This is a genomic window from Nakamurella sp. A5-74, assembly GCF_040438885.1.
Lineage (GTDB): Bacteria > Actinomycetota > Actinomycetes > Mycobacteriales > Nakamurellaceae > Nakamurella.
In genome coordinates this window covers 1,404,667-1,428,819 of the sequence record NZ_CP159218.1, presented here as the reverse complement: position 1 = coordinate 1,428,819, position 24,153 = coordinate 1,404,667, and the positions used below count along the sequence as shown (strand labels likewise).

Sequence of the window (24,153 nt, the reverse complement as noted above, 5' to 3'; positions counted from 1 at the left end):
GGCTGGGCCGCGCACCACCGAGGTGGTGACGCGATGGTGGCGTCCTCACGGATGAGGACTGACCCCCGCCACGAGGACAGGGGAATTCTCGATGTGCAGTGGTACCGGAGTCACGCGCTGCCGTACCGGTGGTACGGCGCAGCGATCAGCCCTGACGCTGCTTATGACGCGGGTTCTCGCAGATCACCATGACGCGGTTGTGCCGGCGGATGACCTTGCACTTCTCGCAGATCGGCTTGACGCTCGGCTGCACCTTCATAGTTCTTGTCCTTTTGGATCCGGTGATGCTGGTGGCGGGTCTTTACTTGTAGCGGTAGACGATGCGTCCGCGGCTCAGGTCGTAGGGCGAGAGCTCCACGACCACCCGGTCCTCGGGGAGGATCCTGATGTAGTTCTGCCGCATCTTGCCGCTGATGTGGGCCAGCACCCGGTGTCCGTTCTCCAGCTCCACGCGGAACATCGCGTTCGGCAAGGGCTCGACCACACGGCCTTCGACCTCGATGGCTCCGTCTTTCTTCGCCATGTCCTCCACAATCTGTTGCTGCGCTCGTTGTTACCTGCACAGTGTCTTGCCTGCCCACTGTCTTGCTTGCACACTGTCTTACTTGCACACTGTGCGGCGACGCGCTCGCGCGCGGTCCGCTCGACTACCCGGTGTCCTGCTCAGCAGGTGACATCGCCGCCGGTCCACTCCGTGCGGAGCGGTCGCGGCGGGTGAGCCACCTGTCTGCCCGGCAGAAGCTGCCGGAGATGCATGCACGCTGACATCAAGTGCCAGGCACAGCGCACTGTGACATTCCCGCTGAGAAATCCACTACGAGGGATCGATCGGTTCGCGGCCACAGCGAAACCGACACGACACGCGCGCCGAGTGTCAACTGTACGCGGTGTGGATGCGTCCCTCCAACTCGCACGCACCCCCACGGGTGCTGCCCCGGCTGCAACCTCGCCCGGCACAGGATTGTTCCTGCCGTCGGGCCGCCGGTGGGTCCGCTCGACACCGTGCCGATCAGCCCAGCAGGACGGTGATCGGATGGATCGCGAAGTAGACGACGAACAGCACGGCAACCACCCACAGCAAGGGATGCACCTGCTTCGCCTTGCCGCGGATCGCCTTGATGAGCACGTAGGCGATGAAGCCCGCACCGATGCCGACGCTGATCGAGTAGGTGAACGGCATCAGGATGATCGTCAGGAACGCCGGCAGGGCGATCTCGACGTCCTTCCAGTCGATCTCGCCGACCTGCTGCATCATCAGGAACCCGACCAGGACGAGCGCCGGGACGGCCGCCTCCGAGGGGATCACCGCCACCAGCGGCGCGAGGAACATCGTCAGCAGGAACAGCACGCCGGTGACGATCGACGCGAGGCCGGTGCGGGCCCCGTCGCCGACGCCGGACGCCGACTCGATGTAGGAGGTGTTGGACGAGACGCCGGCGGCGCCGCCCGCGATCGCGGCCACCGAGTCGACGATCAGGATCTGCTGGGCCTTGGGCGGCGTTCCCTCGGCGTCGAGCAGACCGGCCTCTGATCCGACTGCCGTCATCGTGCCGACGGTGTCGAAGAAGTCCGCCAGCATCAGCGAAAACACCAGCAGCACGACGGCGACGACGCTGACCCGGTCGAACGAGCCGAACAGGTTGAACTGACCGAGGGTGCCGAAGTCCGGCTTGTCCACGATGGACGAGGGGAGCTTGGGGACGGTCAGCGCCCAGCCCGTCGGGCTGTCCTGCGCACCGCCGGCCTTCGCGATCGCCTCGATGATCACCGCCAGCACCGTGGTGGCCAGGATCGCGATCAGGATGGCGCCCTTGACCCGCAACACGAACAGCGCGATCACCAGGATCAGGCCGACGACGAAGACGAACACGGGCCAGCCGGCCAGCTGCCCGGTCTGGCCGAGCTGGACCGGCACGGTGGTCTGCGCGACGTCCGGGATGCGGCGGACGAAGCCCGCATCGACGAAGCCGATGAATGCGATGAACAAGCCGATGCCCACCGAGATCGCCGTCTTGAGCGGGGCCGGGACCGCTCGGAAGACTGCCTTGCGGACCCCGGTGAGGACCAGCACCAGGATGACGATGCCCTCCAGCACCACCAGCCCCATGGCGTCGGCCCATGTCATCTTCGACGCGATCGCCACCGCGACGAAGGCGTTCAGCCCGAGCCCGGTCGCCAGCGCGAGCGGGAAGTTCGCCACCGCGCCCATCAGGATCGTCAGCACCCCGGCGACCAGCGCAGTGCCCGCGGCGATCGCCGGCAGGTTCGGTGCGGCGCCGCCGCCGAGGTACTGACCGTCGGCGTCCTTCGCGAACCCGAGGATCAGCGGGTTGAGCACCACGATGTAGGCCATCGTGAAGAAGGTGACGAGCCCGCCGCGGATCTCCCGGACCACGCTCGACCCCCGCTCGGTGATCTTGAAGTAGTTGTCGAACGGCGAACGCCCGGCGCTGCCCGGCTTCTCGATGCGTGTCGTCACGGAGGAGATCTTGCCCGGCCCGTGTTACGGCCGCGTCACCGAGGTCCGTCCGATGGCACGGTGATCGCACGACGCAGGAGTCGAGATCCCCCCGCGGCACGGTGATCGCGCCACGCAGGAGTCGAGATCCCGCGGCTCGTCCGGTCGACGGGCGGTCGCCACGCACAATGGTCCGATGCGCGTCACCCCGACTTCCGGTTCCGACAGCCTGTTCCTGGCATCCCCGACGAGCGAGACCCTGAGCACCATGCTCGAGCAGCTGTGGTCGGTGTGGCTGCCGTACCTGGTCGCCGCTGTGCTGCTGATCGTGCTCGGCGGCTGGTCGGCCGCCACCCGGGGCCGACGGCGTTCCGCCCGCGCCGGCGAGCTGAGCGGTCCCCGCTGGATCGCTCCCCCGCCCGCATTCCTGGTGCCGGGCATCAGCCTCGCCGTGCTGGGGTGGTTCGCCGTCTCCCTGACCGACGCGGTGTCCGAGGGCGACGGGCTGGCGACGTTCGACCTCCCGGTCTGGCAATGGATGGTCGATCACCGCGATCCCTTCCGGACCGCGGTCGCGAAGGTCGTCACCGAGATCGGCTCCACCGCCGCGATGACGATCGTCGCCGCCTTGTGCGTCGCCTGGCTGCTGTACAGGCGGCGGCGCGGTGATGCGGCCATGGTCGCAGTGGTCGGCATCGGCGCAGCGGCGCTGGTCTTCTTCGCCAAGAAACTCCTCGGCCGCACCCGTCCGCCGGAGGAGTTCCGGTTGGTGGTGGAGACCAACAACTCCTTCCCGTCCGGTCATGCGCTCGCGTCCACCGCGATCCTCGGGATCGTGCTGGTGCTGCTGGTCCGCGGCGGCGCCTGGGGTCCGCTGTGGGTGCGGATCGTCGTGCCCGTGGTGATCGTGGTGTTCTGGTTCTCGATCGGCATCTCCCGGCTGTACCTCGGGGTGCACTGGTCGACGGACGTGCTGGCCGGCTGGGTCAGCGGCAGCGCCTGGCTGATCCTCTGTGTGACGGTGCGCCGGCTCTACCGCTCGTGGAGTGACAACCGGGACGCGGGCGGCCCAGCCGCCGTCCAGCCCGGGGTCACCGACACCGATCCCGACGCCGGCCGGCCCGCCTGAGCGGGCGTGCCGAGCGGGCGGGCGTCAAGCACGGCCGTGTGCGGACCTGCTGCGGCGGCTGAGTGAATCGATGATGACGGCCAGCAGGAGTACCCCTCCGGTGACCATGTACTGCACCGGCGAGTCGAGGTTGAGCAGCCCGAGGCCGTTGGTGATCGACTGGATCACCAGGATCCCGAGCAGCGCCGAGTAGGCAGACCCACGCCCACCGAACAGGCTCGTGCCGCCGATGACCGCTGCAGCGATCGCGTTCAGGTTGACGTCAACGGCGCCCGTCGACTGGTTCGCCGCAGCCAATCGCGCCGCGGCGAAGATGCCACCGAGGGCCGCGAGCGTCGAACAGACGGCAAAGACGCTCAGGTAGACCCGCTTGACCTTGATCCCCGCCCGGCGAGCCGCCTCGACGTTGCCGCCGACGGCCATGATGGAGCGCCCCCACCGGGTGCGGCGAACGGCCAGGTCCACGATGACCACGAGCAACAGGAAGACCAGGAACATCACCGACACACCGCGGTCCTCGTTGAGGATGTAGACCGCGATGAGCAGGAGCACGGCCAGCACACCGGCGCGAACCGTCTGGATCGCCACCGGCGTCGTGGACAGGCCTGCAGCGGACCGCTGCTTGTTGGTGGCGAACCTCGAGGCCAGGAACAACCCGACGACCAGGACCACCAACACGTAGGCGACCGGCTCCGGCAAGAACGTCTGTTGGGCGAACTTGACGATCTTCGAGTCGAACGGGAATGCGATCGATCCGGCATCTCCGAGGATGAACAACTGCAGTCCCATGAAGGCGAGCAGACCGGCAAGCGTGATCACGAAGCTGGGGACCCCGAACCGGATGAACATCGCCCCGTAGACCAGACCGATGACCAACCCGGTGACCAGGGCGGCCGGCACCGCGAGGTACCAGGGCCACTCCAGCTGGATGTAGGTCACGGCAAGAACCGCTGCAGAAACACCGCTCACCGAACCGACCGACAGATCGATCTCGCCCAGCAGCAGCACCAGCACGATGCCCAGCGCGATGGTGCCGGTGGCTGCGCTCTGCAGGGTGAGGTTGACGAGGTTGGCGCTGGAGAGGAACAGCGGATCGAGGCTTGCGAACACGGCCCAGATCACCACCAGCCCGATGACGACAGGAAGCGAACCGAGATCACCCGTGCGCATCCGGGACACCATCACCGAGGCCCACCCGCTGAGTCCCTTGCTGGCGATGAGTCTCTCGTCCTGCAGGTCGGCGGGAAGCCCGGGGAGTTTACCGCCGCCGGCCGTGTCGTCGAAGGATGTGCTCACGCGTCGTGCTCCTTGATGTCCTTGCGGGCCGCCCGGGCTGATGCGGCGTTGTTCGTCGCGCCGGTGATGGCGGCGATGATCTCCTGGCTGTTGGTGTCGGCCACGGTGAACGTGCCGTTGTTCCGGCCGAGTCGCAGCACCGTGACCCGGTCGGCGACCGCCATCACGTCGGACATGTTGTGGCTGATCAGGATCACCCCGTGACCGTTCTCCCTGAGCCGTTCGACGAGGTTGAGCACCTCTGCGGTCTGGGCGACCCCGAGTGCTGCGGTCGGCTCGTCCAACATCACCACCTTCGGATCGCCCAGCAGCGATCGTGCGATCGCCACCGTCTGCCGCTGGCCACCGGACAGGCTGGCGACCGGAATGCGTACAGAGGGGATCTTCGCGCTCAGTTGGCGCAGCAGCCGCCAGGATTCCCTTTCCATCGTCACCTCGTCGAGCGTCGACCCGCGCAGTCGCTCCTGACCGAGGAACAGGTTCGCCACGACATCCAGGTTGTCGCACAGGGCGAGGTCCTGGAAAACGGTGGCAATCCCGAGGGCCTGGGCGTCGACCGGGCTGGCGACGTCGACGGCTGCACCGTCGAACTCGAACAGTCCCTCGTCCGGGCTGTAGACCCCGGCGACGGTCTTGACCAGGGTGGACTTGCCGGCACCGTTGTCACCGACGAGCGCCACCACCTCTCCGGGGCGGACGTCGAAATCGACGTGGTGCAGGGCTTGGACCGCCCCGAATCGTTTGGAGACTCCCTGCAGGCGCAGGACAGGTTCTCCCGGTGGAGAGATGGTGACGCTCATCGGTGTCCTCTGGTCGTGACGGAGTGGAGCTCAGCCGATGCCGGCGGCCGTGCAGGCGGCAGCGGCTGCACCGGTGCAGATCTGGGCCGCGGTGTAGAAGCCGTCCTTCACCACGGTGTCCTTGATCTTGTCCTTGGTCACCGCGATCGGGTCAAGGATCGTCGACGGAACACCCTCGGTGTCGGTCGTGGACGTCGGCTTCGAATCGCCGGCCAGCGCGAGCGCCGCATCGGCGGCCGCCGCGGCCTCGGGCTTGATCGGCTTGTAGACGGTCATTGCCTGGTCCCCGGTGAGGATCCGCTGGATCGCTGGTAGTTCGGCGTCCTGACCGGTGACTGGCGGCACCGGATTGACGCCGCCGGCCCGCAGGGAGGCGATGACGCCGCTCGCAGTGCCGTCGTTCGCCGCGTAGACGCCGACGAGGTCCGCCTTGACCTTGATCACCTGGCCGTCCATCCACGTCTGCGCCTTGTCCGGGCTCCAGTCAGGGGTGTCGTACTCGGCCGCGATCGTGTAGCCGCTGCCGTCGAGCACGCCGTGCGCGCCCTTCTTGAACGACGCCGCGTTCGGATCGGTCGGCGATCCGTTGACCATCACGATGCTGCCGGCGGTCTTGCCACCCGCTTTGAGCAGATCGACCAGGGTCTGCGCCTGCAGCTTTCCGACAGTCTCGTTGTCGAACGACACGTAGAAGTCGGCTCCGGCGATGAAGCGGTCGTAGGCCACGACCGGCACACCCTTCGCCTTCGACGCAGCAACCACCGACGCGGCTGCGGTTCCGTCGACGGGGTCGAGCACCAGCACGTCGGCGCCCTGGGTGAGCGCTGCTTCGGCCTGCTGCTGTTGCTTGGCGGCATCCTGATCGGCGTTGGAGTACAGCACCTCGCAGTCGCCGCACTTGGCCTTGATGTCGGCTTCGAACAGCGGACGGTCGAAGGCCTCGTAGCGGGCCGTCTTGGACTCCGGCAGCAGCAGTGCGATCTTCTTGCCGCTGACGGCGCCGCCGCCACTGGAGTTGGTGGGCGCGTCACTGGAACCGGTCGCCGGAGCACTGGAACCGGTCGCCGGAGCACTGGAACCGGTCGCCGGAGCACTGGAACCGGTCACTGCCGACCCGGTGCCGGCCGGTGAGGTCGTATTGGTGTCGCTGCCGCAGCCGGCCAGACCGACGAGGCCCAGACCGATGGCGACGGCCGCCGTCAGTCGAACGAAACGGATGGACATGTGAGCTCCTTTGGTCAACGCCCGAACGGGGCTATCCAGAGATACAACATGCCTCCAACCCTTGAAGTCAAGGATTGAACTCAATACGGATTCGATGCCTGCCGCGTATGCGGCAGGTTACGCGGTATATTCGAGAAGTGAACTCATCGGCCTCGGCCCCGGGGTCGCAGTCCGGGCTGCGCGAGTCGAACCGCCTCCGGGTTGTGCAGGCTCTGCAGACCCACGGCGCCATGACCCAGGTCGAGATCGCCGGCACCACGGGGCTCAGCCCCGCGACCGTCTCCAACCTGGTCAAGGACCTAGACGCCGCCGACGCGGTCGTGCTCGAGCCCAGCATCCGCAACGGGCGTCGTGCAGTGCTGGTGAGCCTCCCCCGCGCCCGGGAACTGCTCGCGGGGATCGCCTTCGGCGATCGGGACGTCCGGGTGGCCATCGGCACCGGTCCCCGCGAGCTGACCGGAAGTCACCGGATGCCGCTGCCTCCGGAACATCGTGCAGACGAGGGCATGGAGCGAGCCGCCGAGCTCCTGCTGGATCTCATCGACACCGCTGGCATGACCCGAGCAGACATCAGCGCCCTGACCATCGGTGTCCCGGCGCCGATCAACTCCGCTACCGGCCGAGTAGGTGCCGACGACATCCTCCCCGGATGGTCGGGGGTCGACGTCGGCCGGGAGATGCGCACCCTGCTCGGCGCACCGGTGTTGGTCGAGAACACGGCAAACCTCGCGGCCGTCGGCGAACTCAAGCTCGGCGCGCTGCAGGGGGTGGAGACCGGCGTCTACCTGAAGATCTCGCACGGGGTGGGAGCGGGCCTGATCATCGGCGGCGAGCTGTTCCGCGGGAGCGCTGGAACGGCCGGCGAGATCGGGCATCTGACGATCGACGAGCGCGGACCTGTCTGTCGCTGCGGCAATCGGGGATGCCTGGAGACCTACGTCGGCTCTCGCGCATTCCAGGACGCACTGGTGCGTACCCACGGAACTCTGACCCTGCGGGACGTCGTCACCAGGGTTGGCAGGGGCGACGCCGCCTGTCATCGGGTCATCGAGGATGCCGGCCGCTACCTGGGGATGGCGGTTGCGGGCCTGGTCAACCTCATCAACCCCGAGGTGGTCGTGCTCGGCGGTCAGCTCTCCCGGGTCGCCGACGTGGTTCTCGGACCGATGCGGGCAGCGCTGGACCGCTGTGCCGTACCGAGCGCAGCCGCAGCCGTCGACCTGCGCGCCAGCACGCTGGAGGCGAACGCCGACATCATCGGTGCTCTGGCGCTCAGCGAGATCGCCTCGTCGTCGGCTGCATCAGCGCCGGCCAGAACCTCCGACCGATGATCCCCTCCCCGATTCGATCCTGCCGGCCGCGGAGCTCAGACCATGCTCGTCCGCAGGCCCTGTCCGCGCGATGCTCGGCGATCAGTCACTGCTTTCCGGTCGCTGCCCGCAGCCTCTCGATGTGCTGCGACGCCTCTGCCTTCGTCAGGTCGGCAGGCAGTTCCTCGCCGGCCTGGCGGGCGAGGGTGTCGAGGTAGCTCTTCTGCGCCTCGGTGATGGGGTCGTCACCGCTCACCCAGTCGGACGGGTCCTTCTCCAGGGCCGCGTCCTCGGTGGGCTCGGCGGCACCGAGCATCTCGGGCTCAGTACCGCTGTTGTCGTTCTCGTCGGCTGCGGGGTGGTTCTGTTCTGTCATGCCGTCACCATGCCCTTCGACACCGACGGACAACCCCGGTGCGGCAGGTCCACCGCTCTCCCGGCCGGTGAGCCTGCGCACGTGCACCCATCGGTTGGGCGAGCGGGTCCGCGGGTACCGAACCCCCGCATGCGGACCGCACTCCGGCGGTCGGCGTAGAGGAGGAACACCCCGTGAGTTCTGATGCCAAGGTCGCCAAGGACCTCGTCGAGACCCTGAAGGACGGTCAGAAGGGCTTCGCCGCTTCCGCCGAGAAGTTGGCCGACAGCGACCGTCCCGAATGGGCTGCCACCATGACGCGCCTGCAGCGGCAGCGAACGCAGTTCACCCAGGAGATCGTCGGCCTGGGCCACGAGTACGGCGATGACGTGGACGAGAGCGGTTCGGTGCTCGGCACCCTGCACCGCGGTTGGCTCTCCCTCAAGGACGCGCTCACCGGCGACGACCCCTCGGGCGTACTCGGTGCAGCCGTCACGGGTGAGGACCACACCGTCTCGGAGTACGAGAAGGCACTGGCCGACACCGATCTGTCCGACGGATTCCGTACCGTGCTGCAGCGTCAGCACAGCGAGATCGTCGACGCGCGCGCCGAGGTCAAGGCGCTGCAGTCCGCGAGCTGACCCGACCAGCGCGACCCGGCACGACCGACAGCTCCTCGAGGTCTCGACCTCGGGGAGCTGTTCGATGTCCAGTACCGGGGGCACACCGGACCCGGACCCGGACGACATTCGTCCGTGATCGGCCGTACGGTTCGCCGATGACGACACTGCGGGTGGACGACTACCGGATCGAACCGCTGGGCCCGGACACCTGGGACGCGTTCGCGGCGCTCGCCGAGCGGCACAACGGGGTCTGGGGTGGCTGCTGGTGCACCTGGTTCCACCAGTACCCCGATCCCCCGGAACGCAGGGTGCTCGGCAATCGGGAGTTCAAGCACGCTCTCGTGCTCGCCGGCCGGGCACACGCAGCGCTGGTGTTCGACGACGCCGAGCCGGGCACAGCGATCGCCTGGGCCGAGTTCGGCCCGGTCGAGGAGCTCCGGAACATCCACCACCGCAAGGAGTGGGAGAAGACCACGCAGCAGCAACCGGATTTCCGGATCACCTGTCTGTTCGTGGACAGGGATCACCGCCGCCGCGGTGTCGCTGCGGCGGCGGTTCGGGGTGCCATGGCCCTGATCGCCGCGCAGGGCGGCGGACTGGTCGAGTCGTACCCGCACGACGTCCCTGACGGCAAGAAGACGTCGTCCTCGTTCCTCTACAACGCGACCCGCTCCATGTACGAGCGCCTCGGCTTCGACTACCTGCGCCCCAAGGGAAAGGGCAACTGCGTCATGAGCAGGACGATCGAGCCGGCCGGCTAGCGGGTCAGACCTTCTCCGAGGTGCCCGCGTCGGCGATGGCGATCCCGGCCCGCTCCTGCTTCTGGGCACCGGGCTGCTTCGAGCCGTCCTTCACGTCACCGTCCTTCATGTCACCGTCCCTCTTGTCGCCGCCGCCGAGTCGACCCAGCAACGCCGTGATGTCCAGGCCGGTCAGGTCCTTCGACAACTGCAGACCCTGGGCGACGTTGGAAGCCACCGACTTGCCGAGTGCGGCAGGACCGTCGGCCGAGATGACCGTCATCCTCTCCACCGCGGCCAACGGGGCCGAAGCGGATGCTACGACGTCGGGGAGCACCCGGACCAGCAGGTCGAGGATTGCTGCCTCGCCGTAGCCGGCGAACGCCTGCGAGCGCTTCTCCATCGCCTCGGCCTCTGCCTGACCCTTCGCCAGGATGGCGCTCGCTTCGGCGTGACCCTCGCGTTCGACGGCGTCGGCGATGGCGGATCGTCGGAGCTTCTCGGCCTCACCGCGCTTGGCACCCTCGATCGCCTCGGCCTCGGCCAGCGCCTGACGACGGGAGCGCTCGCCCTCACCGGAGAGCCTGGCCTGCTCGGCCTGGGCGCCGGCGTTCGCGACCGTCGCCTGCCGGTCGGCCTCGGCCTTGAAGATCGCCGCGTTCTTGCTGGCCTCTGCCTGCTGCTCGATGCGGTAGCGCTCGGCGTCGGCGGGCTTGCGCACCTCGGTGTCCAACTGACGTTCCTTCAGGGTTGCTGTGCGCTGGGCGACCTTCTCCTGCTGCTCGAGGATGAGCTGGTCCTGCGAAGCCTGCGACAGCGGTCCGGCGGCGGCCGCTTCCGCCTTCGCCGCATCGATCTGGGCGCTGATCTCCGCCTGCCGCAACTCGAACTGCCGCTGCGAGATGGCGATCGCCTCCTCGGCGAGCAGCCGCTCCTGCTCCGCGCTCTGCCGGGCCTTGGCCTCGGCGATCGCCGCGTCCCGGATCACCCTGGCGGCCTCCGGCCGACCGAGGTCCTGCAGGTAGCTGCCCTCCGCCTGGATGTCCTGCAACTGGAAGGTGTCCAGCACGAGACCCTGGCCGGTCAACGCGCTCTCGGCCTCCTCCGCCACCGCAGAGGCGAAAGCTGTTCTGTCCCTGATGATCTCCTCGATCGTCAGCCGGCCGACGATCGAGCGGAGCGCACCGCTGAGGACTTCCGAGGTGAAGACGTCGATGCCCTGCTGCTGGTTCAGGAAACGTTGGGCCGCAGCGCGAATGGACGACTCACTGCCACCGACCTTCACGATCGCCACCCCCTCCAGGTCGCACTTGACGCCCTGTTTGGAGATGGCGCCGCGGATGCCGACCGGGATCCGCCGGCTCGACAGGTCGATCGTGTGCAGCTTCTGCACGATGGGCAGCACGAACACACTCGCTCCCAGCACCACCTTCTGGCCCGAGGAGTCGGTGGAGATGCTGCCGTCCTGCGCGGTCACCGACCGACCGCGTCGGCCGGTCACCAGGAACGCCTGGTTCGGGCCTGCGACCTTGATCCGGGACAGGATGAGCAGGACCACCAGGACGATCAGGACGACCGCCCCGATGATGGAGTACAGGATGGGCGACATCGGTTTCCGCTTTCGGTGAGCTATCGGTGTCAGACCTCGGGCGCCGTGGAGACGACCTCGACCGACGTGGGTGACAGGGCAGTGGTGACGAACACCGGGGTTCCGGCGACGAGGGCCTGGGCAGCCCGGGCGGAGTACTTGAGATCCTGACCGTGGATGCGGAGCCTGACCTCGCCGAACCCCGTTGCCGGGATGGACGAGATCACCACGCCGAGGGTTCCCTCGAGGTCGCGCTCGGTGAGGGTCGGATCGGTACGCATCCGCATCAGTCCGGCGGTCAGACGCACGGCACCGAAGGCCACCGGGAGCGCGCACACGACTCCGACCGCGGTCGAAACGGCAACGATGACTCCGCTGGAGACATGGCCCGCCATCAGCGATGCCGGGATCGCCCCGAAAAATCCGGCGCTGCCGAAGAAGGCGGCGATCGCCGGCAGCGAGAACGGTCCGTCCGCGTCCGCGTGCAGTGCCAGATGCAGGACGTCACCCACGACGAGGGCCAGGGCGAGCAGGGCGATGCCGATCGCGCCGACGACCAGGAAGGTGAGGGTGATCGGGTCCATCACCCCTCCGCATCTGCCGTTCAGCTCTCGCCGCGTCCCGGTGCGTCAGGCGATCCGCTCCGGCTGATCGTCACGGTGCGTCTCGCCCGGTGGGACGCGATCGCTCCGTGCCTCCAACCTATCCCGGTTGCCCCCTCGGCGTGGGCGATCGAGGCCAGGAGTCCGCTGCTCATTAGGCTGATCGCCGTGGCCCAGATCAGTGTGTGTGTCCTCGACGCCGATTCCGGTGCCGTACTCGAGTTCGACGGCGGCGAACGCGTCCACTCGACCGCGTCCGTCGGCAAGGTGTTGCTGTTGATCGAGGTCGCGATCCGGCTCAAGGACGGTCGTCTGCGCGACAGCCAGGTGCTTGCGCCGGTGCCGGACGACGAGGTCGCCGATTCGGGGCTGCTGCAGTTCCTGCACACCCGCACCCTCCCGCCCGGTGACCTGGCCACGCTGGTCGGCGCGGTGAGTGACAACTTCGCCACGAACGTATTGCTGCGCACCGTCGGTCTGCCGTCGGTGCTCGAGCGGGCCCGCACACTGGAGCTGACCCACACCGCCCTGCACGACCGGGTGCGCAGCAGTCGCAAGCCGTCCGATCCACCGCGGCTGTCCTCCGGTACAGCTGCCGAACTGGCCGATCTCTTCGCCCGGCTGCACCGTGGGGAGGTGCGCTCACGCGCCATCTCCCGGCAGGTGCTCAGCTGGCTCACCCACGACGCCGACACCTCGATGACGGCCGGCGCCTTCGGTCTCGACCCACTGGCTCACGTGGATCCCGACCGCGGCCTCACCCTCGCCCACAAGACCGGCACCGACACCGGCGTCCGGTGCGACGTCGGGGTACTGACCGGCCCCGCACGCTCGGTGGCCTACGCCGTGCTGGCGTCCTTCACCGAGACGGAGCAGCAGACCGAGCGCGACGTCGTGCTCGGCGAGATGTTCGCGATCGGCGAGCGGATCAGGTCCTTGGTGGAGACCCGGCAGCAGAGCTGAACGGATGACGACCGGTCCCGAGTCGCTGCGGGCTGCCGGTCCCAGGACCACGTGAGGCAGGCTGGACAGGTGAACACGACACGGATCACCCGGGTGATGATCGCCTCGGTGGAGGGTGAATCGGGCAAGTCGACGGTCGCGCTCGGGCTCCTCGACGCGCTCGCCGTGACCGCCGGTCGGGTGGGTGTCTACCGCCCGGTGGTCCGCGATGGGGTCGATCACGTGCTGCAGCTGCTGTTGGCGCAACTACCGGGTGGCGGCAATGCCGGAACCGCCGAGGGCGTCCACTACTCCGACGTGCACCGCGATCCGCAGCAGGCCCTGCAGCGCATCGTCGACGGTTTTCGGGCGGCCTGCGAGGGGCACGACGCGATGGTGATCGTCGGTTCCGACTTCTCCGGCGTCCCGACGCCCACCGAGTTCGGCTTCAACGCCGTCATCGCCGCGAACCTGGATGCCCCGATCGTGTTGGTGCTCAGCGGGTCCGGCCGATCGGCCGCCGATCTGGCCACCGCGGCGGAGGTGTCGATCGGCGAGGCCCGCGGACAACATGTCCGGGTGCTGTCGGTGGTCGCCAACCGGGTGACCGACGATCCGGGTGTCGTGCGCGATCTACTGACCGCAGCGACGTCGCTGCCGTGTTCGGCCATCCCCGAGATCCCCCTGCTGCAGGCACCGACCGTTCGCGAGCTGGTGGCCGCGGTCGAGGGCACCGTCATCACCGGCGACGAGGTGTCGCTCGATGCCGAGTCGATCGGCGTGATGGTCGCCGCGATGACGATGCCGCACGTGCTCGACCGGCTGACCGAATCCATCGGGGTCGTCTGTCCGGCCGACCGGGACGACGTGTTGCTCGGCCTGCTGGTGGCCTCGGCCTCGCGGACGTTCCCCTCCCCCTCTGCGGTGTTCCTCAACGGCGACCTGCCGATCAGTCCCCAGGTCCGCAGGCTGATCGACGGCCTGCACGTCCCGCTGCCCTTGATCAGCTGCAGCGGTGGGTCGATGGCGACGGCCTCGGCGCTCGCGGAGGTTCGCGGTCGGTTGACCGCGGAGGCGACCGGCAAGATTGCCGCAGCCCGGGCGGTCTTCGCCGAACACGTCGACGTGGACATCCTGCGGACGATGCTCGGCGACCGCACCACCGGCGCGGTCACACCGTTGATGTTCGAACAGCAACTCGTGGAGCGGGCCAGGGAGCACCCGGCACACATCGTGTTGCCGGAGGGTGATGACGACCGGGTCCTGCGGGCAGCCCACGAAGTGTTGGCACGCCGGATCGCTGAACTGACGATCCTCGGCGAGCCCCCGGCGATCACCGCCCGGGCCGCAGCCCTGGGCCTGGATCTTGCTGCAGCGCACCTCGTCTCGCCGACCGATCCGGAACGGGTCGAACAGTTCGCGACCCGCTACGCGGAGCTGCGCGCGCACAAGGGGGTGACGGTGCTGCAGGCCAGGGGCACCGTCACCGACGTCTCCTACTTCGGCACGATGATGGTGCTGCTCGGGCAGGCCGACGGGATGGTCTCCGGGGCCAGGCACACCACCGCCAACACCATCCGGCCGGCGCTGGAGGTGGTCAAGACGGTCCCCGGTGTCTCGGTGGTGTCCAGCGTGTTCTTCATGTGCCTCGCCGATCGGGTGCTGGTGTACGGCGACTGCGCCGTCAACCCGGAACCGGACAGCGACCAACTGGCCGACATCGCGCTGTCGTCCGCAGAAACGGCCGCCACCTTCGGGATCGAGCCCCGGGTGGCGATGCTGTCGTACGCGACGGGCTCGTCCGGTAGCGGCGCGGAGGTCGACAAGGTCCGCGTAGCAACGGATCTCGTGCGCGCCCGCCGCCCCGGCCTGCTGGTCGAGGGACCGATCCAGTACGACGCCGCTGTCGACCCCGAGATCGGAGCATCGAAGGTCGGGGCCGACAATCCGGTCGCCGGCCGGGCCACCGTGCTGATCTTCCCAGACCTGAACACCGGCAACAACACCTACAAAGCCGTCCAGCGCAGTGCCGGCGCGGTCGCGATCGGGCCGGTGCTGCAGGGGCTGCGTCGACCGATCAACGACCTGTCGCGAGGTGCAACGGTGCGGGACATCGTCAACACGGTGGCCATCACCGCGGTCCAGGGTGCGGCCGGGAAGATCGCGGAGACTTCACGATGACAGATGATTTCGCAGCGGTGCTGGTGATCAATGCCGGCTCATCGTCGCTCAAATACCAACTGGTGCAACCGGTCTCGGGAATCGTCCGCGGGTCGGGACTGATCGAGCGGATCGGCGGGCCAGTCTCGGAGCTACGACACACCGGACCCGGCGGCACCACCCGTAGCGAATCGCGGATTCCGGACGCGACCGCCGCGTTCGCCGCGATGGTGGACGGCTTCGCGGCGCACGGCCCTGATCTGGCGAAGCAGCCGCCGATCGCGGTCGGCCACCGGGTGGTGCACGGCGGCACCCGCTTCTCGGCGGCCACCCTCGTCGACGCCGGCGTCCGCACGGAGATCGAGCAGTTGGTTCCGCTCGCACCCCTGCACCAGCCGGCGAACCTGGCCGGGATCGATGCCGCCGCAGCATTGTTCCCTGATCTGCCCCAGGTCGCCGTCTTCGACACCGCGTTCCACGGTACGATCCCGCCTGCCGCCCACACCTACGCCGTGCCGCAGCAGTGGCGGGAGGAGTATGCGGTGCGGCGCTACGGTTTCCACGGCACCTCCCACCGCTGGGCCTCGGGACGGGCGGCTGCGCTGCTCGGCCGGGCGGATGCCCGGATGGTGGTGCTGCACCTGGGCAACGGCGCGAGCGCCTGCGCCGTCGACTCCGGACGCAGCGTCGAGACGTCGATGGGTCTCACGCCGCTGGAGGGACTGGTGATGGGTAGTCGATCCGGCGACATCGATCCGGCAATCGCCGGCCATCTCGCCCGGGTCGCCGGCCTGTCCGCCGAGCAGATCGACACCGCCCTCAATCAGCAGTCCGGCCTTCGAGGGCTGGTGGGGGACAACGACTTCCGCGAGTTGCAGGACCGCGTCGACGCCGGTGATCCGGTGGCGCAGCTCGCCTTCGACGTGGTGGTGCACCGGCTGGTGAAGTATGTGGGTGCCTACGCAGCGACGCTGGGCAGGCTCGATGCGGTGGTCTTCACCGGCGGGATCGGCGAGAACAGCGCGGCGCTGCGCACGGCGGTCGTCGAGAAGCTCGCACTCTTCGGCGCTGTGCTTGATCCGACCCGTGACGCCGGCCGTGGTGAGAGGATCGTCAGCAGCCCGACATCCCGGCTCACGGTGCTGGTGGTGCCGACCGACGAGGAGCGTCAGATCGCCATGGAGTGTGTGCAGCTGTGAACGGACCCCTTGACCCCGAGCCGACGGACGCCGAGCCGACCGACACAGCGCCGACCGGCACAGCGCTGATGGACAACGCGCCGACCGCGGCCGCCGATTTCTACACCGGCATTGTCGCCGAGGTCTACGACGCGCTGCGCAGCACCAGCTTCGGCGCCGAGCGCTATCTCGACTTCGTCCGCCGGGTCGGGGAGCCGGCGCTTGAGCTCGGCTGCGGTGACGAGGGGCCGTTCCTGGAGCTCGCAGCCCAGGGCATCGACATCGAGGGCGTCGACTCCTCGCAGGACATGCTCGATCGCTGCGCGGTCCACGCTGCGGCCAGGGGGTTCACCGTCATCACCCACTGCCAGCCGATGGAATCGCTCGCGCTGCAGCGGCGGTACCGCTCCATCTACCTGGCTGGTCCGACCTTCAACCTGGTACCCGACGACGAACTGGCAGGCCGCGCCCTGGGGCGGATCGCCGCGCACCTCGAACCGGGCGGAGAAGTGTTGGTGCCCTTGTGGATTCCCGCCGCCACTCCGTCCGAGCAATTCGGGCAGACTCGGACGGCAACGACATCGGATGGCGCGACGGCTCGGTACATCGTCGACTCGGAGTGCTACGACACTGCGGCGCGGACCCGCAGCACCTCCACCACGTACGAACTCGATGACGGGGTCCGCACCACCCGGGTCGATCGGGAGTGGATCATCCACTGGCACACGCCCGAGGGCTTCGACGCCCTGAGCAGGTCAGCAGGACTCGCCGCCGAGATCAGCCCCGTCGAGAACGGTGAGTTCACCGCATTGCTGCGACACGCCGGAGCCGGCTTCAGCTGAAGAGTTCGAGCAGCCGCCGGCACTTCGGCGGGTCCAGCGTCAGACCCCGCTCCAGCCCCCACAGCAGGTAGGACATCGAGCGCACGAGCACCCAGGCCTGCGCCCGGCCCGCGGGAACGTCCGCAGCGGCGACGAACATCGAGAAGGCCTGCTGCACATCGCCATCGCGGGTCAGCTCGTCCAACCGGCTCCACAGCACCCGCCCGAGGTCGTACTCCGGGTCGCCCCGCAGCAGCACCGGATCCACCACCGTCCACGGATGCCGTCCGCCGGCCAGCACCTGCTCGAAATGCAGATCGCCGTTGACCGACGAGTGCGCGGCGATGTCGCGCACAGCCAGCACGGCGCCGGCCGCGAGCGCAGCGTCCAGGTGGTTCCGCGGGGTCGGCCCGCCCAGTCGCTGCCAGCGGCCCACGAACGACTGTCCCTCCTCCGCAGCGATGTCAGCCGTGGTCCGGGCCCACGCGGGTGCCGGGATCGCGAGCTCCCTCGTCAGTGCGCCGAGCGTCCCGATCGCGACGAGGATCGGCTCGGACGCCAGGGACTGGTCGGCATCGAGCCGCTCCAGCAGGCTCGCGCCCGCCCCGATGTCGACCTCGAACAGTCCCACCACGGGCCCGGCGCGCCAGTGCCCCAGGGCGGCAGCCTCCGCAGCGACGTCATCGCCCGGGGGCGCCATCCGTAGGACCGCTGCTTGCTCGCCCCGACGAACCGGCACCACGAGAGCATTCGACCCGTGCAGCACCGGTCCGTCCACCTCGAGATCCCACCGTGCGCAGCGCTCGGCGACAACCCCCGGAAGACGGTCGAGCCACGTGCGTCCGGTGTCGTCATGCCACCACCGCGGCATCTCCCGGAACGTCCGAGGCACCTCGATCACGGCGGCGAGCCGGGTGCCGCCGCACTCCCGGAGTCGGACTCACGCTTCTCCATGAGAAAACCACCCTCGCTCACCTACGCGTGAAAGCGCGACGTGAGGCGCTTGTCCCTTCGGTCACAGCTGGGCGTGTTGGTGCCCGACACCGTGTGGGTGGCTGTGGCCATGTGCCGCCGCCACGGCGCCGGCATCGGGCGTTTCCGGCTCGTGCAGGCGGTCCCAGTGCACGTCGTCCAGGTACACCAGTGCGGCCGGGAACAGCCCGTTCTCCTCGCGGTCGATGTGGTTGGCCAGCAGGTTGAGCAGCGGGTCCACCCGCGACAGATCACCGCCGCAGATCGCTGCCAACTCGGCGTCGATCACCTCATGCTCGGCGCACAGCGAGTCGATGTGCTCGGTGAACATCTCGTCGGTCCGCATCTCGGCGAACAGGCCCCGCTCCTCGAGACGGGTGTGCGGGTGCAGCAACTCCCCGAGGACCGCTGCCGCGGCCGCCGCCGCGGCGCGGTCGTCTTTGCGGCCGGCGGCTCGCAGCGCCGTCGTGTGGTTGGTGATGTTCTCGTGCTGCATCGTGAGTTTGCCGATCAACGGGATGTTCCGGCAACCGCAGTAGCTGCACATCAGCGTTGCGGTTTGTCTTCAGCGGGGATCTGCGCGGCCCACAGGTCGGGTCCGAACACCTCGTAGCGGATCCTGTCCGCCGGCACGCCGCGGGCGAGCAGGGTGGACCTGACGTGCCGCATGAAGGGCAGCGGCCCGCAGGTGAACACCTGGATGTCGTCTGGCAGAGGAATTTCGGACAGGTCCATGAAGCCTTGCCGGGACCGGTCGTTGTCGGGGTCAACGGTCTCGTACCAGGTGTGGGCCGTGAAGTCGTCCAGTTCCCGCGCGACATGAAGAACGGTTTCCCGAAGGGCGTGGTCCTGCGCTGTGCGGTCCGCGTGAGCGACGATGACTTTCCGCTTCGGCTGCGTGCGGGCGATGTGCTCGACGATCGGCAGGACCGTGGTGATGCCCGCGCCCGCGCTGGCCAGCAGCAACGGTCCCTCCGACGGCTGCACCACGAAGTCGCCGGCAGGAGCGCTGACATCGAGCAGGTCACCGGGCTTGACCCCGTCGTGCAGGTGGCTGGAGACCTGCCCGTCCGGCGCGCCGTTGGCACCTTTCACCCGCCGGACAGTGATCTGCAGTCGCGGCCCGAGCGCGGTGGAGGACACGGTGTACTGCCGTGGCTGACGTCCACCGTCGGGTAGGTCGACGAACAACGACACGTACTGTCCCGGACTGATCGCCGGGAGCTCGCCGCCGTCCGCGGGTTCCAGAATCAACGAGATCACGTCCTGCGTCTCGTCGATACGCCGGACCACCCGGTAGGGCCGGAGCGGGTGTGCTGCGTCGATGCCGGCCTGCTGGTACAGCCTGGCCTCTTCGGCGATCAACTGGGTTGCGAACAGCCAATACACCTCGTTCCAGGCCTCGGCGATCTGCGGAGTCACCGCCTCACCGAGAACTTCGCCGACCGCGGCCAACAAGTGATGCCCGACGATGGTGTACTGCTCCGGCCTGATCCCCAGCGAAATGTGCTTGTAGGCGATCCGCTGCATCACGTGGGAGAACGACGGGGCGTCTGGGTTGATGAGCTGCACGGCGTACGCGACCACCGACGCCGCCAACGCCCGCGACTGCTCACCGGTGGCCTGGTTGCCCTTGTTGAACAACCTCAGCAGATCCGGGTTTGCGGCGAGCATCCGTGGATAGAACAGGGCAGTGATCTGGTCGGCGTGCTCGGCGACCACCTCGGCCGTCGCCCTGATCACTTCCGCGGAACTGTCCGACAACAACGAAGATCGGTCCTGTACCACCGATGACGACATGAAACCTCCGACTTACTCGATCACCACGGGCGCTGCTGCTCTGCACAACCCGGTCGGAAACACGCCGACGCGTCATCGTCTGGCGGCCGCCGCACAGTAGCCAGGGCCGAAGGTCCTTCCCGTGCCGTGGCCCGCATCCCATCCGGACGGCCAGGCGGGCGAAAGGTCAATCACTGCAGCCGATCCCCCGAGCAATAGTCAAAACTTGTGGACGAAGATCTTTTGGGCGACCTGCGTCTCGGCGGTGTCGTCGGGTCGTTCGACGAGTTGGCCGTGGTGGAACGTCGCTCCCACCCGGACGAGGGCGACCAGCTGCGGTGGCCTGACCGCCCGCCACCGGACTTGCGCCGCCCTGGTGGTGGCCGCCATCATGGTCGGCGGCCTCATCGTCGCGGAGTCGACCCAGACCTTCCTGGGGGTGGGCCTGCAGGCACCGTCGGTGAGTTGGGGGCTGCAGTTGGCCTCCGCGCAGAGTCAGTTCCAGGAGCACCCGCACATGCTGCTGTTCCCCGGTCTGTTCCTGAGCGTCACGGTGATCAGCGTGATCGCGCTCGGGGACCTGCTGCGGGACACCCTCGATCCCCGCAACCGATGACCGGCCGTCCACGACCCGCCCGCACAGCATCCCGTACCGCACCCCGTACAGCACCGAAGAAGAAGGAACACCGATGACCGACACCGCCCAGAAGTCCTCTGCCGCAACGACTGCGGACACGGATCGCACCGAGATCGCCGCTGCCACCAGGGAGATCAGCGGGCTCATCGCCGAATGGGTGGAGCTCCGCCGTCGGATGCTCCGCACCCCTGGCGTGCAGTACGCGGTGCGGGTCGACGGTGAGCTGATCGCCTCCGGGGCACTGGGTCTGGCGGACGCGGACGAGGGCATCCCGCTCCGTGCGGACCATCTGTTCCGCATCGCCTCGCACTCCAAGACCTTCGCCGCCACCGCGGTGATGATCCTGCGCGATCGCGGTCTGTTGCGGCTGGACGACACCGTCGCCACCCACGTGCCGGCGCTGGCCGACACCCCCCTCGCCGACCGGACAGTCCGCGAGCTGATCGGACACCAGGGCGGGGTCATCCGGGACGGCGACGACTGCGACTACTGGCAGTTGATGCGCGACTTCCCCGACGCCGCAACGCTTCTGGAGGATCTGCACCGTGACGGCGTGAGTTTCGGCGCCAACGAGCACTTCAAGTACTCCAACTACGGCTACTCGGTGGTCGGTCAGATCATCGAGTCCGTGAGCGGTCGCAGCTTCCGCGATTTCGTCGCCGAGGCGATCACCGGCCCGCTGGGCCTGCCGCGCCTCACCGCCGACCTGGCCACCGGCGCCGACGGCAGTCATCCCGACCTGGCAGCCGGGCACTCGCTGCTACTGGACGGGGACGACGAACTGTTCTCGCTGCGCAACCCGTCGACCGGTTCGATGGCCGCGGCCACCGGGTTCGTGGCGTGCGCGGAGGATCTGTCCGCCTATGCGAGCGCGCACGTGACCGGCGACGAGCGCCTGCTCGCCGACAGCACCAAGCGACTCATGCAGCGCACGGAGTCGATCGTCTCGGCCGATGACGAGGAGATCGGTCGGTACGCGCTCGGCCTCGAACTGCACACGATCGGCAAGCACTCCTTCGTCGGCCACAGCGGTGGGTTCCCAGGTTTCGTCACCCGGACGTTCGTCGATCCGAAATCGTCGCTCGTCGTGTCGGTGCTGACGAACGCCAGCCGCGGACCGGCCCACCAGCTGGCCGTCGGCATCGTCAAGCTCATCGACCTGGCGGTGAAGACGCGAGCCCGAGGCGCGGATGACGAGGCCGAACCGGACATCGACCTCGACACGTTCGCCACCACCGTCGTGGCCGGCTTCGGCCGGACCACGATCGCACGGATGGGTGCACGCCTGCTCCTGCTGCACCCGGAGCAGGACGATCCGACCGTCGAGGCCACCGAGCTGACGGTCCGCGGACCGGACCGGCTGGAGATCGCCAGCCGCCCCGGGTACGGATCGGCGGGCGAGCCGGTGATCTACCAGCGCACGGACGGCGCGATCGAGGTGGTGCGGCTGGGCGGCATGTCCTGCTGGCCGGAGGCGGCGTTCCGCGCCCGTCGCCGGCAGCAGATGGCACGATCGGAGCGGGTCAACACGCCGCCTGCACCCGCACCCTGATCGCGGCGGCCCCCGCATCCGTTCGGCGCTTTTACGCCGAACCGACGATCCCAGCACGCATTCCTGCCGACCGGATGGCGGTTGTGGACAGGTTCCTGGCCACCCCGCTCGGGTGACGCATTCTGCACCGATGACATCCCCGAACCAGGTGCCACCCGAACTGCGCTCGGCACCGTTCCCCATCGCCGCCGGCGGCGCGCTCGGACTCGGGCGCCAGCGCCTGGCAGGTCCCTCGTTCCAACGCCCCTTCGCCGGGGTGCGGATCGCGACGGGTCTCGAGGTCGAGCACTGGCGCGGCTACGTCCCGCTGCTACGCCCGGGCCAACGGTTCAGCCACGTCACCGCAGTCGTCATCCGCGGTGGACCGGTCCCGAGCACTCTGGCCGGCGAGGTACACATCTCCACCCAGGGCCGCGTCCGGGTGCGACGGCCAGGCGTCATCGGACACAACCACCTGCGGCCCGACGAAGCTCGGTACGACGACCTGCCGATCTCGGGTCCGGTGGCGACGTTCGCGGAGTGCGCCCGTCAGTTGACGCTGCCCGACCTGGTGGCCGTCGGTGACTTCCTGGTCCAGACACCCAGGTTCGTGCGGGAGGCCGAACACCGGCCGTTCGCCTCGATCGAAGACCTGGTCTCCGGCCTGCAGCAGCTACGTGGGCCGAGCGTGAGGCTCGCGCAGCGGGCAGCGCGTCTGGTCCGACCCGGCGTCGAATCGGCACCGGAGACGCATCTGCGGTTGCTGGTGATCGGTGACGGCCTGCCCGAACCCGAGACGGGCATCGAGGTGCACCGCGAGGACGGCCGATGGATCGGCTGGTTCGATCTCGGCTGGCGGGCGCGGCGGGTCCTGCTCGAGTACGACGGCGACCAGCACCGCACCTCGAAGCAGCAGTACGAGCGGGACATCAGGCGCTTCGACGAGGCAACAGCCGCAGGATGGACCGTGGTGCGCGTCCGGTCGACCGGGCTCTACCAACAGCCCCGCGAGACGCTGACCCGGGTCCGCCGGGCCCTGTACGCACGGTGAACCCGGCCGGCGTCATCGGATCGGCAGAAACACGTGCTGGAAGCGCCGGTTCGGCGTAATAACGCCGAACGGATGGGCGGGGTGGCGGGACTGGCGTCAGAACTCAGGAGTCCAGGTCCACCGGGGTGATGCCGAAGGGCGCGAGCTCAGCGCGACCGCGGTCGGGTGCGGTGAGTACCGAGATCCCGTCCTCGCAGATGGCGATCGAGTGCTCGACGTGGGCGGCGCGGGTGCCGTCCTTGGTGACGACGGTCCAGTCGTCGGCCAGGATCCGGGTGGACGACTTGCCCAGCGTGAGCATCGGCTCGATGCAGAGGGCCATGCCGGCGGCCAGCTTGATCCCCTTGCCCTTCTTGCCGACGTTGGCCAGGAACGGGTCCATGTGCATCTCGGTGCCGATGCCGTGCCCGCCGTAGCCGTCGACGTTGCCGTAGCGCCGGCCGTCGGCGCGGGACGACTCGGCGATGGAGCCTTCGATGGCCGCGGAGATGTCACCGAGCCGGGTGGCGCCGGCCGCAGCCGCGACCCCGGCCCACAGCGAGCGCCAGGCAGCGTTGATGAGGTCGACCTCGGCGAGCGCCTGGTCCTCATCACGCGGTGGTTCGCCGACGTGCAGGCTGATCGCCGCATCGGCGTGCCAACGGTCCTTGACGCAGCCACCGTCGATGCTGACCAGGTCCCCCGGCTCCAGCACGCGGCCGCCGGGGATGCCGTGCACCACCTCGTCGTTCACCGAGATGCACAGCGTCGCGGGGAAGCCGTGGTAGCCGAGGAAGTTGGAGGTCGCGCCGGCATCGGAGATCACCTGGGCGGCGACGGCGTCGAGCTCCGCGGTGGTGATGCCCGGCCGCACGGCGGTGGCCGTTGACTCCAGCGCACGGGCCAGGATCAACCCCGCCTGACGCATCGCCTGCAGCTCACCGCGGGTCTTGTACTCGATCGACATGCTCACGTGCC

At 68.6% G+C, this 24,153-nt stretch carries 25 protein-coding genes; 11 read left to right on the top strand and 14 right to left on the bottom strand.

What is annotated here, in order from left to right; translation table 11 throughout:
• Positions 1–145 precede the first annotated feature (145 nt).
• The 3 genes from rpmJ to ABLG96_RS06550 all read right to left on the bottom strand — a co-directional run bounded on the left by rpmJ (position 146) and on the right by ABLG96_RS06550 (position 2,479).
• On the bottom strand, positions 146–259 hold the full coding sequence (gene rpmJ / locus ABLG96_RS06560) for a 50S ribosomal protein L36 (RefSeq protein ID WP_353650571.1): 114 nt from the start codon (positions 257–259) through the stop codon (positions 146–148).
• Positions 260–301: 42 nt separating this feature from the next.
• Positions 302–523, bottom strand: a complete 222-nt coding sequence (gene infA, locus ABLG96_RS06555; protein ID WP_353650570.1) for a translation initiation factor IF-1 — start codon at positions 521–523, stop codon at positions 302–304.
• A 486-nt stretch (positions 524–1,009) separates the two neighbouring features.
• Positions 1,010–2,479 (bottom strand): NCS2 family permease, encoded by a 1,470-nt coding sequence (locus ABLG96_RS06550; protein ID WP_353650569.1) that lies wholly within the window; start codon positions 2,477–2,479, stop codon positions 1,010–1,012.
• A gap of 175 nt (positions 2,480–2,654) precedes the next feature.
• On the opposite strand from ABLG96_RS06550, the gene ABLG96_RS06545 reads away from it, so the two are divergent.
• A complete protein-coding gene (locus ABLG96_RS06545; protein ID WP_353650568.1) occupies positions 2,655–3,587 on the top strand; it encodes a phosphatase PAP2 family protein in 933 nt (310 codons plus the stop codon).
• 24 nt (positions 3,588–3,611) lie between these two features.
• Here the strand turns inward: ABLG96_RS06545 and ABLG96_RS06540 are convergent, their stop codons facing one another.
• From ABLG96_RS06540 to ABLG96_RS06530, 3 genes are all read right to left on the bottom strand, one after another.
• Positions 3,612–4,769, bottom strand: coding sequence for a sugar ABC transporter permease (locus ABLG96_RS06540; RefSeq protein ID WP_353651408.1), 1,158 nt, complete (start codon positions 4,767–4,769; stop codon positions 3,612–3,614).
• A 110-nt stretch (positions 4,770–4,879) separates the two neighbouring features.
• Positions 4,880–5,683, bottom strand: a complete 804-nt coding sequence (locus tag ABLG96_RS06535) for an ATP-binding cassette domain-containing protein (RefSeq protein ID WP_353650567.1) — start codon at positions 5,681–5,683, stop codon at positions 4,880–4,882.
• Positions 5,684–5,713: 30 nt separating this feature from the next.
• On the bottom strand, positions 5,714–6,907 hold the full coding sequence (locus ABLG96_RS06530) for a substrate-binding domain-containing protein (protein WP_353650566.1): 1,194 nt from the start codon (positions 6,905–6,907) through the stop codon (positions 5,714–5,716).
• A 137-nt stretch (positions 6,908–7,044) separates the two neighbouring features.
• Here ABLG96_RS06530 and ABLG96_RS06525 point away from each other — a divergent pair, with 137 nt between their 5' ends.
• Positions 7,045–8,238, top strand: coding sequence for an ROK family transcriptional regulator (locus ABLG96_RS06525; RefSeq protein ID WP_353650565.1), 1,194 nt, complete (start codon positions 7,045–7,047; stop codon positions 8,236–8,238).
• An 85-nt stretch (positions 8,239–8,323) separates the two neighbouring features.
• On the opposite strand, the gene ABLG96_RS06520 is transcribed toward ABLG96_RS06525, so the two are convergent.
• A complete protein-coding gene (locus ABLG96_RS06520) occupies positions 8,324–8,593 on the bottom strand; it encodes a DUF3072 domain-containing protein (RefSeq protein ID WP_353650564.1) in 270 nt (89 codons plus the stop codon).
• Positions 8,594–8,766: 173 nt separating this feature from the next.
• Here ABLG96_RS06520 and ABLG96_RS06515 point away from each other — a divergent pair, with 173 nt between their 5' ends.
• Entirely contained in the window at positions 8,767–9,213 is a 447-nt protein-coding gene (locus ABLG96_RS06515) for a PA2169 family four-helix-bundle protein (protein ID WP_353650563.1), read from the top strand.
• 137 nt (positions 9,214–9,350) lie between these two features.
• Positions 9,351–9,956 carry a GNAT family N-acetyltransferase gene (locus ABLG96_RS06510; RefSeq protein WP_353650562.1) on the top strand — a complete coding sequence of 202 codons (606 nt, stop codon included), beginning with the start codon at positions 9,351–9,353 and terminating at the stop codon, positions 9,954–9,956.
• A 4-nt stretch (positions 9,957–9,960) separates the two neighbouring features.
• Here ABLG96_RS06510 and ABLG96_RS06505 read toward each other — a convergent pair whose 3' ends face one another.
• Entirely contained in the window at positions 9,961–11,544 is a 1,584-nt protein-coding gene (locus tag ABLG96_RS06505; protein WP_353650561.1) for an SPFH domain-containing protein, read from the bottom strand.
• Between the two features lie 29 nt (positions 11,545–11,573).
• Complete coding sequence (locus tag ABLG96_RS06500; protein WP_353650560.1) at positions 11,574–12,107, bottom strand: hypothetical protein; 534 nt, start codon at positions 12,105–12,107, stop codon at positions 11,574–11,576.
• Between the two features lie 186 nt (positions 12,108–12,293).
• Here ABLG96_RS06500 and ABLG96_RS06495 point away from each other — a divergent pair, with 186 nt between their 5' ends.
• The 4 genes from ABLG96_RS06495 to ABLG96_RS06480 all read left to right on the top strand — a co-directional run bounded on the left by ABLG96_RS06495 (position 12,294) and on the right by ABLG96_RS06480 (position 17,247).
• A complete protein-coding gene (locus ABLG96_RS06495; RefSeq protein WP_353650559.1) occupies positions 12,294–13,088 on the top strand; it encodes a serine hydrolase in 795 nt (264 codons plus the stop codon).
• 69 nt (positions 13,089–13,157) lie between these two features.
• Entirely contained in the window at positions 13,158–15,248 is a 2,091-nt protein-coding gene (pta, locus tag ABLG96_RS06490; protein ID WP_353650558.1) for a phosphate acetyltransferase, read from the top strand.
• Entirely contained in the window at positions 15,245–16,426 is a 1,182-nt protein-coding gene (locus ABLG96_RS06485; protein WP_353650557.1) for an acetate kinase, read from the top strand. Before pta ends, ABLG96_RS06485 begins: the two co-directional genes overlap by 4 nt.
• A complete protein-coding gene (locus ABLG96_RS06480) occupies positions 16,423–17,247 on the top strand; it encodes a class I SAM-dependent methyltransferase (protein ID WP_353650556.1) in 825 nt (274 codons plus the stop codon). Before ABLG96_RS06485 ends, ABLG96_RS06480 begins: the two co-directional genes overlap by 4 nt.
• On the opposite strand, the gene ABLG96_RS06475 is transcribed toward ABLG96_RS06480, so the two are convergent.
• The 4 genes from ABLG96_RS06475 to ABLG96_RS06460 form a co-directional block, all read right to left on the bottom strand.
• The gene (locus ABLG96_RS06475) at positions 17,240–18,097 is read right to left on the bottom strand and encodes an aminoglycoside phosphotransferase family protein (protein ID WP_353651407.1); all 858 of its coding nucleotides are present in this window, start codon (positions 18,095–18,097) and stop codon (positions 17,240–17,242) included. The genes ABLG96_RS06480 and ABLG96_RS06475 overlap by 8 nt on opposite strands.
• A gap of 144 nt (positions 18,098–18,241) precedes the next feature.
• Entirely contained in the window at positions 18,242–18,712 is a 471-nt protein-coding gene (locus ABLG96_RS06470; protein ID WP_353650555.1) for a hemerythrin domain-containing protein, read from the bottom strand.
• Between the two features lie 32 nt (positions 18,713–18,744).
• Positions 18,745–19,998, bottom strand: a complete 1,254-nt coding sequence (locus tag ABLG96_RS06465; RefSeq protein WP_353650554.1) for a globin domain-containing protein — start codon at positions 19,996–19,998, stop codon at positions 18,745–18,747.
• Between the two features lie 198 nt (positions 19,999–20,196).
• Positions 20,197–20,385: a hypothetical protein gene (locus ABLG96_RS06460; RefSeq protein WP_353651635.1), complete on the bottom strand. Its 189-nt coding sequence runs from the start codon at positions 20,383–20,385 to the stop codon at positions 20,197–20,199.
• Between ABLG96_RS06460 and ABLG96_RS06455 the strand changes: the two genes are divergently transcribed.
• The 3 genes from ABLG96_RS06455 to ABLG96_RS06445 all read left to right on the top strand — a co-directional run bounded on the left by ABLG96_RS06455 (position 20,369) and on the right by ABLG96_RS06445 (position 23,196).
• Positions 20,369–20,593 (top strand): hypothetical protein, encoded by a 225-nt coding sequence (locus ABLG96_RS06455; RefSeq protein WP_353650553.1) that lies wholly within the window; start codon positions 20,369–20,371, stop codon positions 20,591–20,593. The two genes, ABLG96_RS06460 and ABLG96_RS06455, sit on opposite strands and share 17 nt — an antisense overlap.
• A gap of 73 nt (positions 20,594–20,666) precedes the next feature.
• Positions 20,667–22,166 carry a serine hydrolase domain-containing protein gene (locus tag ABLG96_RS06450; protein WP_353650552.1) on the top strand — a complete coding sequence of 500 codons (1,500 nt, stop codon included), beginning with the start codon at positions 20,667–20,669 and terminating at the stop codon, positions 22,164–22,166.
• Positions 22,167–22,296: 130 nt separating this feature from the next.
• Positions 22,297–23,196 carry a DUF559 domain-containing protein gene (locus tag ABLG96_RS06445; protein WP_353650551.1) on the top strand — a complete coding sequence of 300 codons (900 nt, stop codon included), beginning with the start codon at positions 22,297–22,299 and terminating at the stop codon, positions 23,194–23,196.
• A gap of 103 nt (positions 23,197–23,299) precedes the next feature.
• On the opposite strand, the gene map is transcribed toward ABLG96_RS06445, so the two are convergent.
• A complete protein-coding gene (map, locus tag ABLG96_RS06440; RefSeq protein ID WP_353651406.1) occupies positions 23,300–24,142 on the bottom strand; it encodes a type I methionyl aminopeptidase in 843 nt (280 codons plus the stop codon).
• Positions 24,143–24,153: the final 11 nt, after the last annotated feature.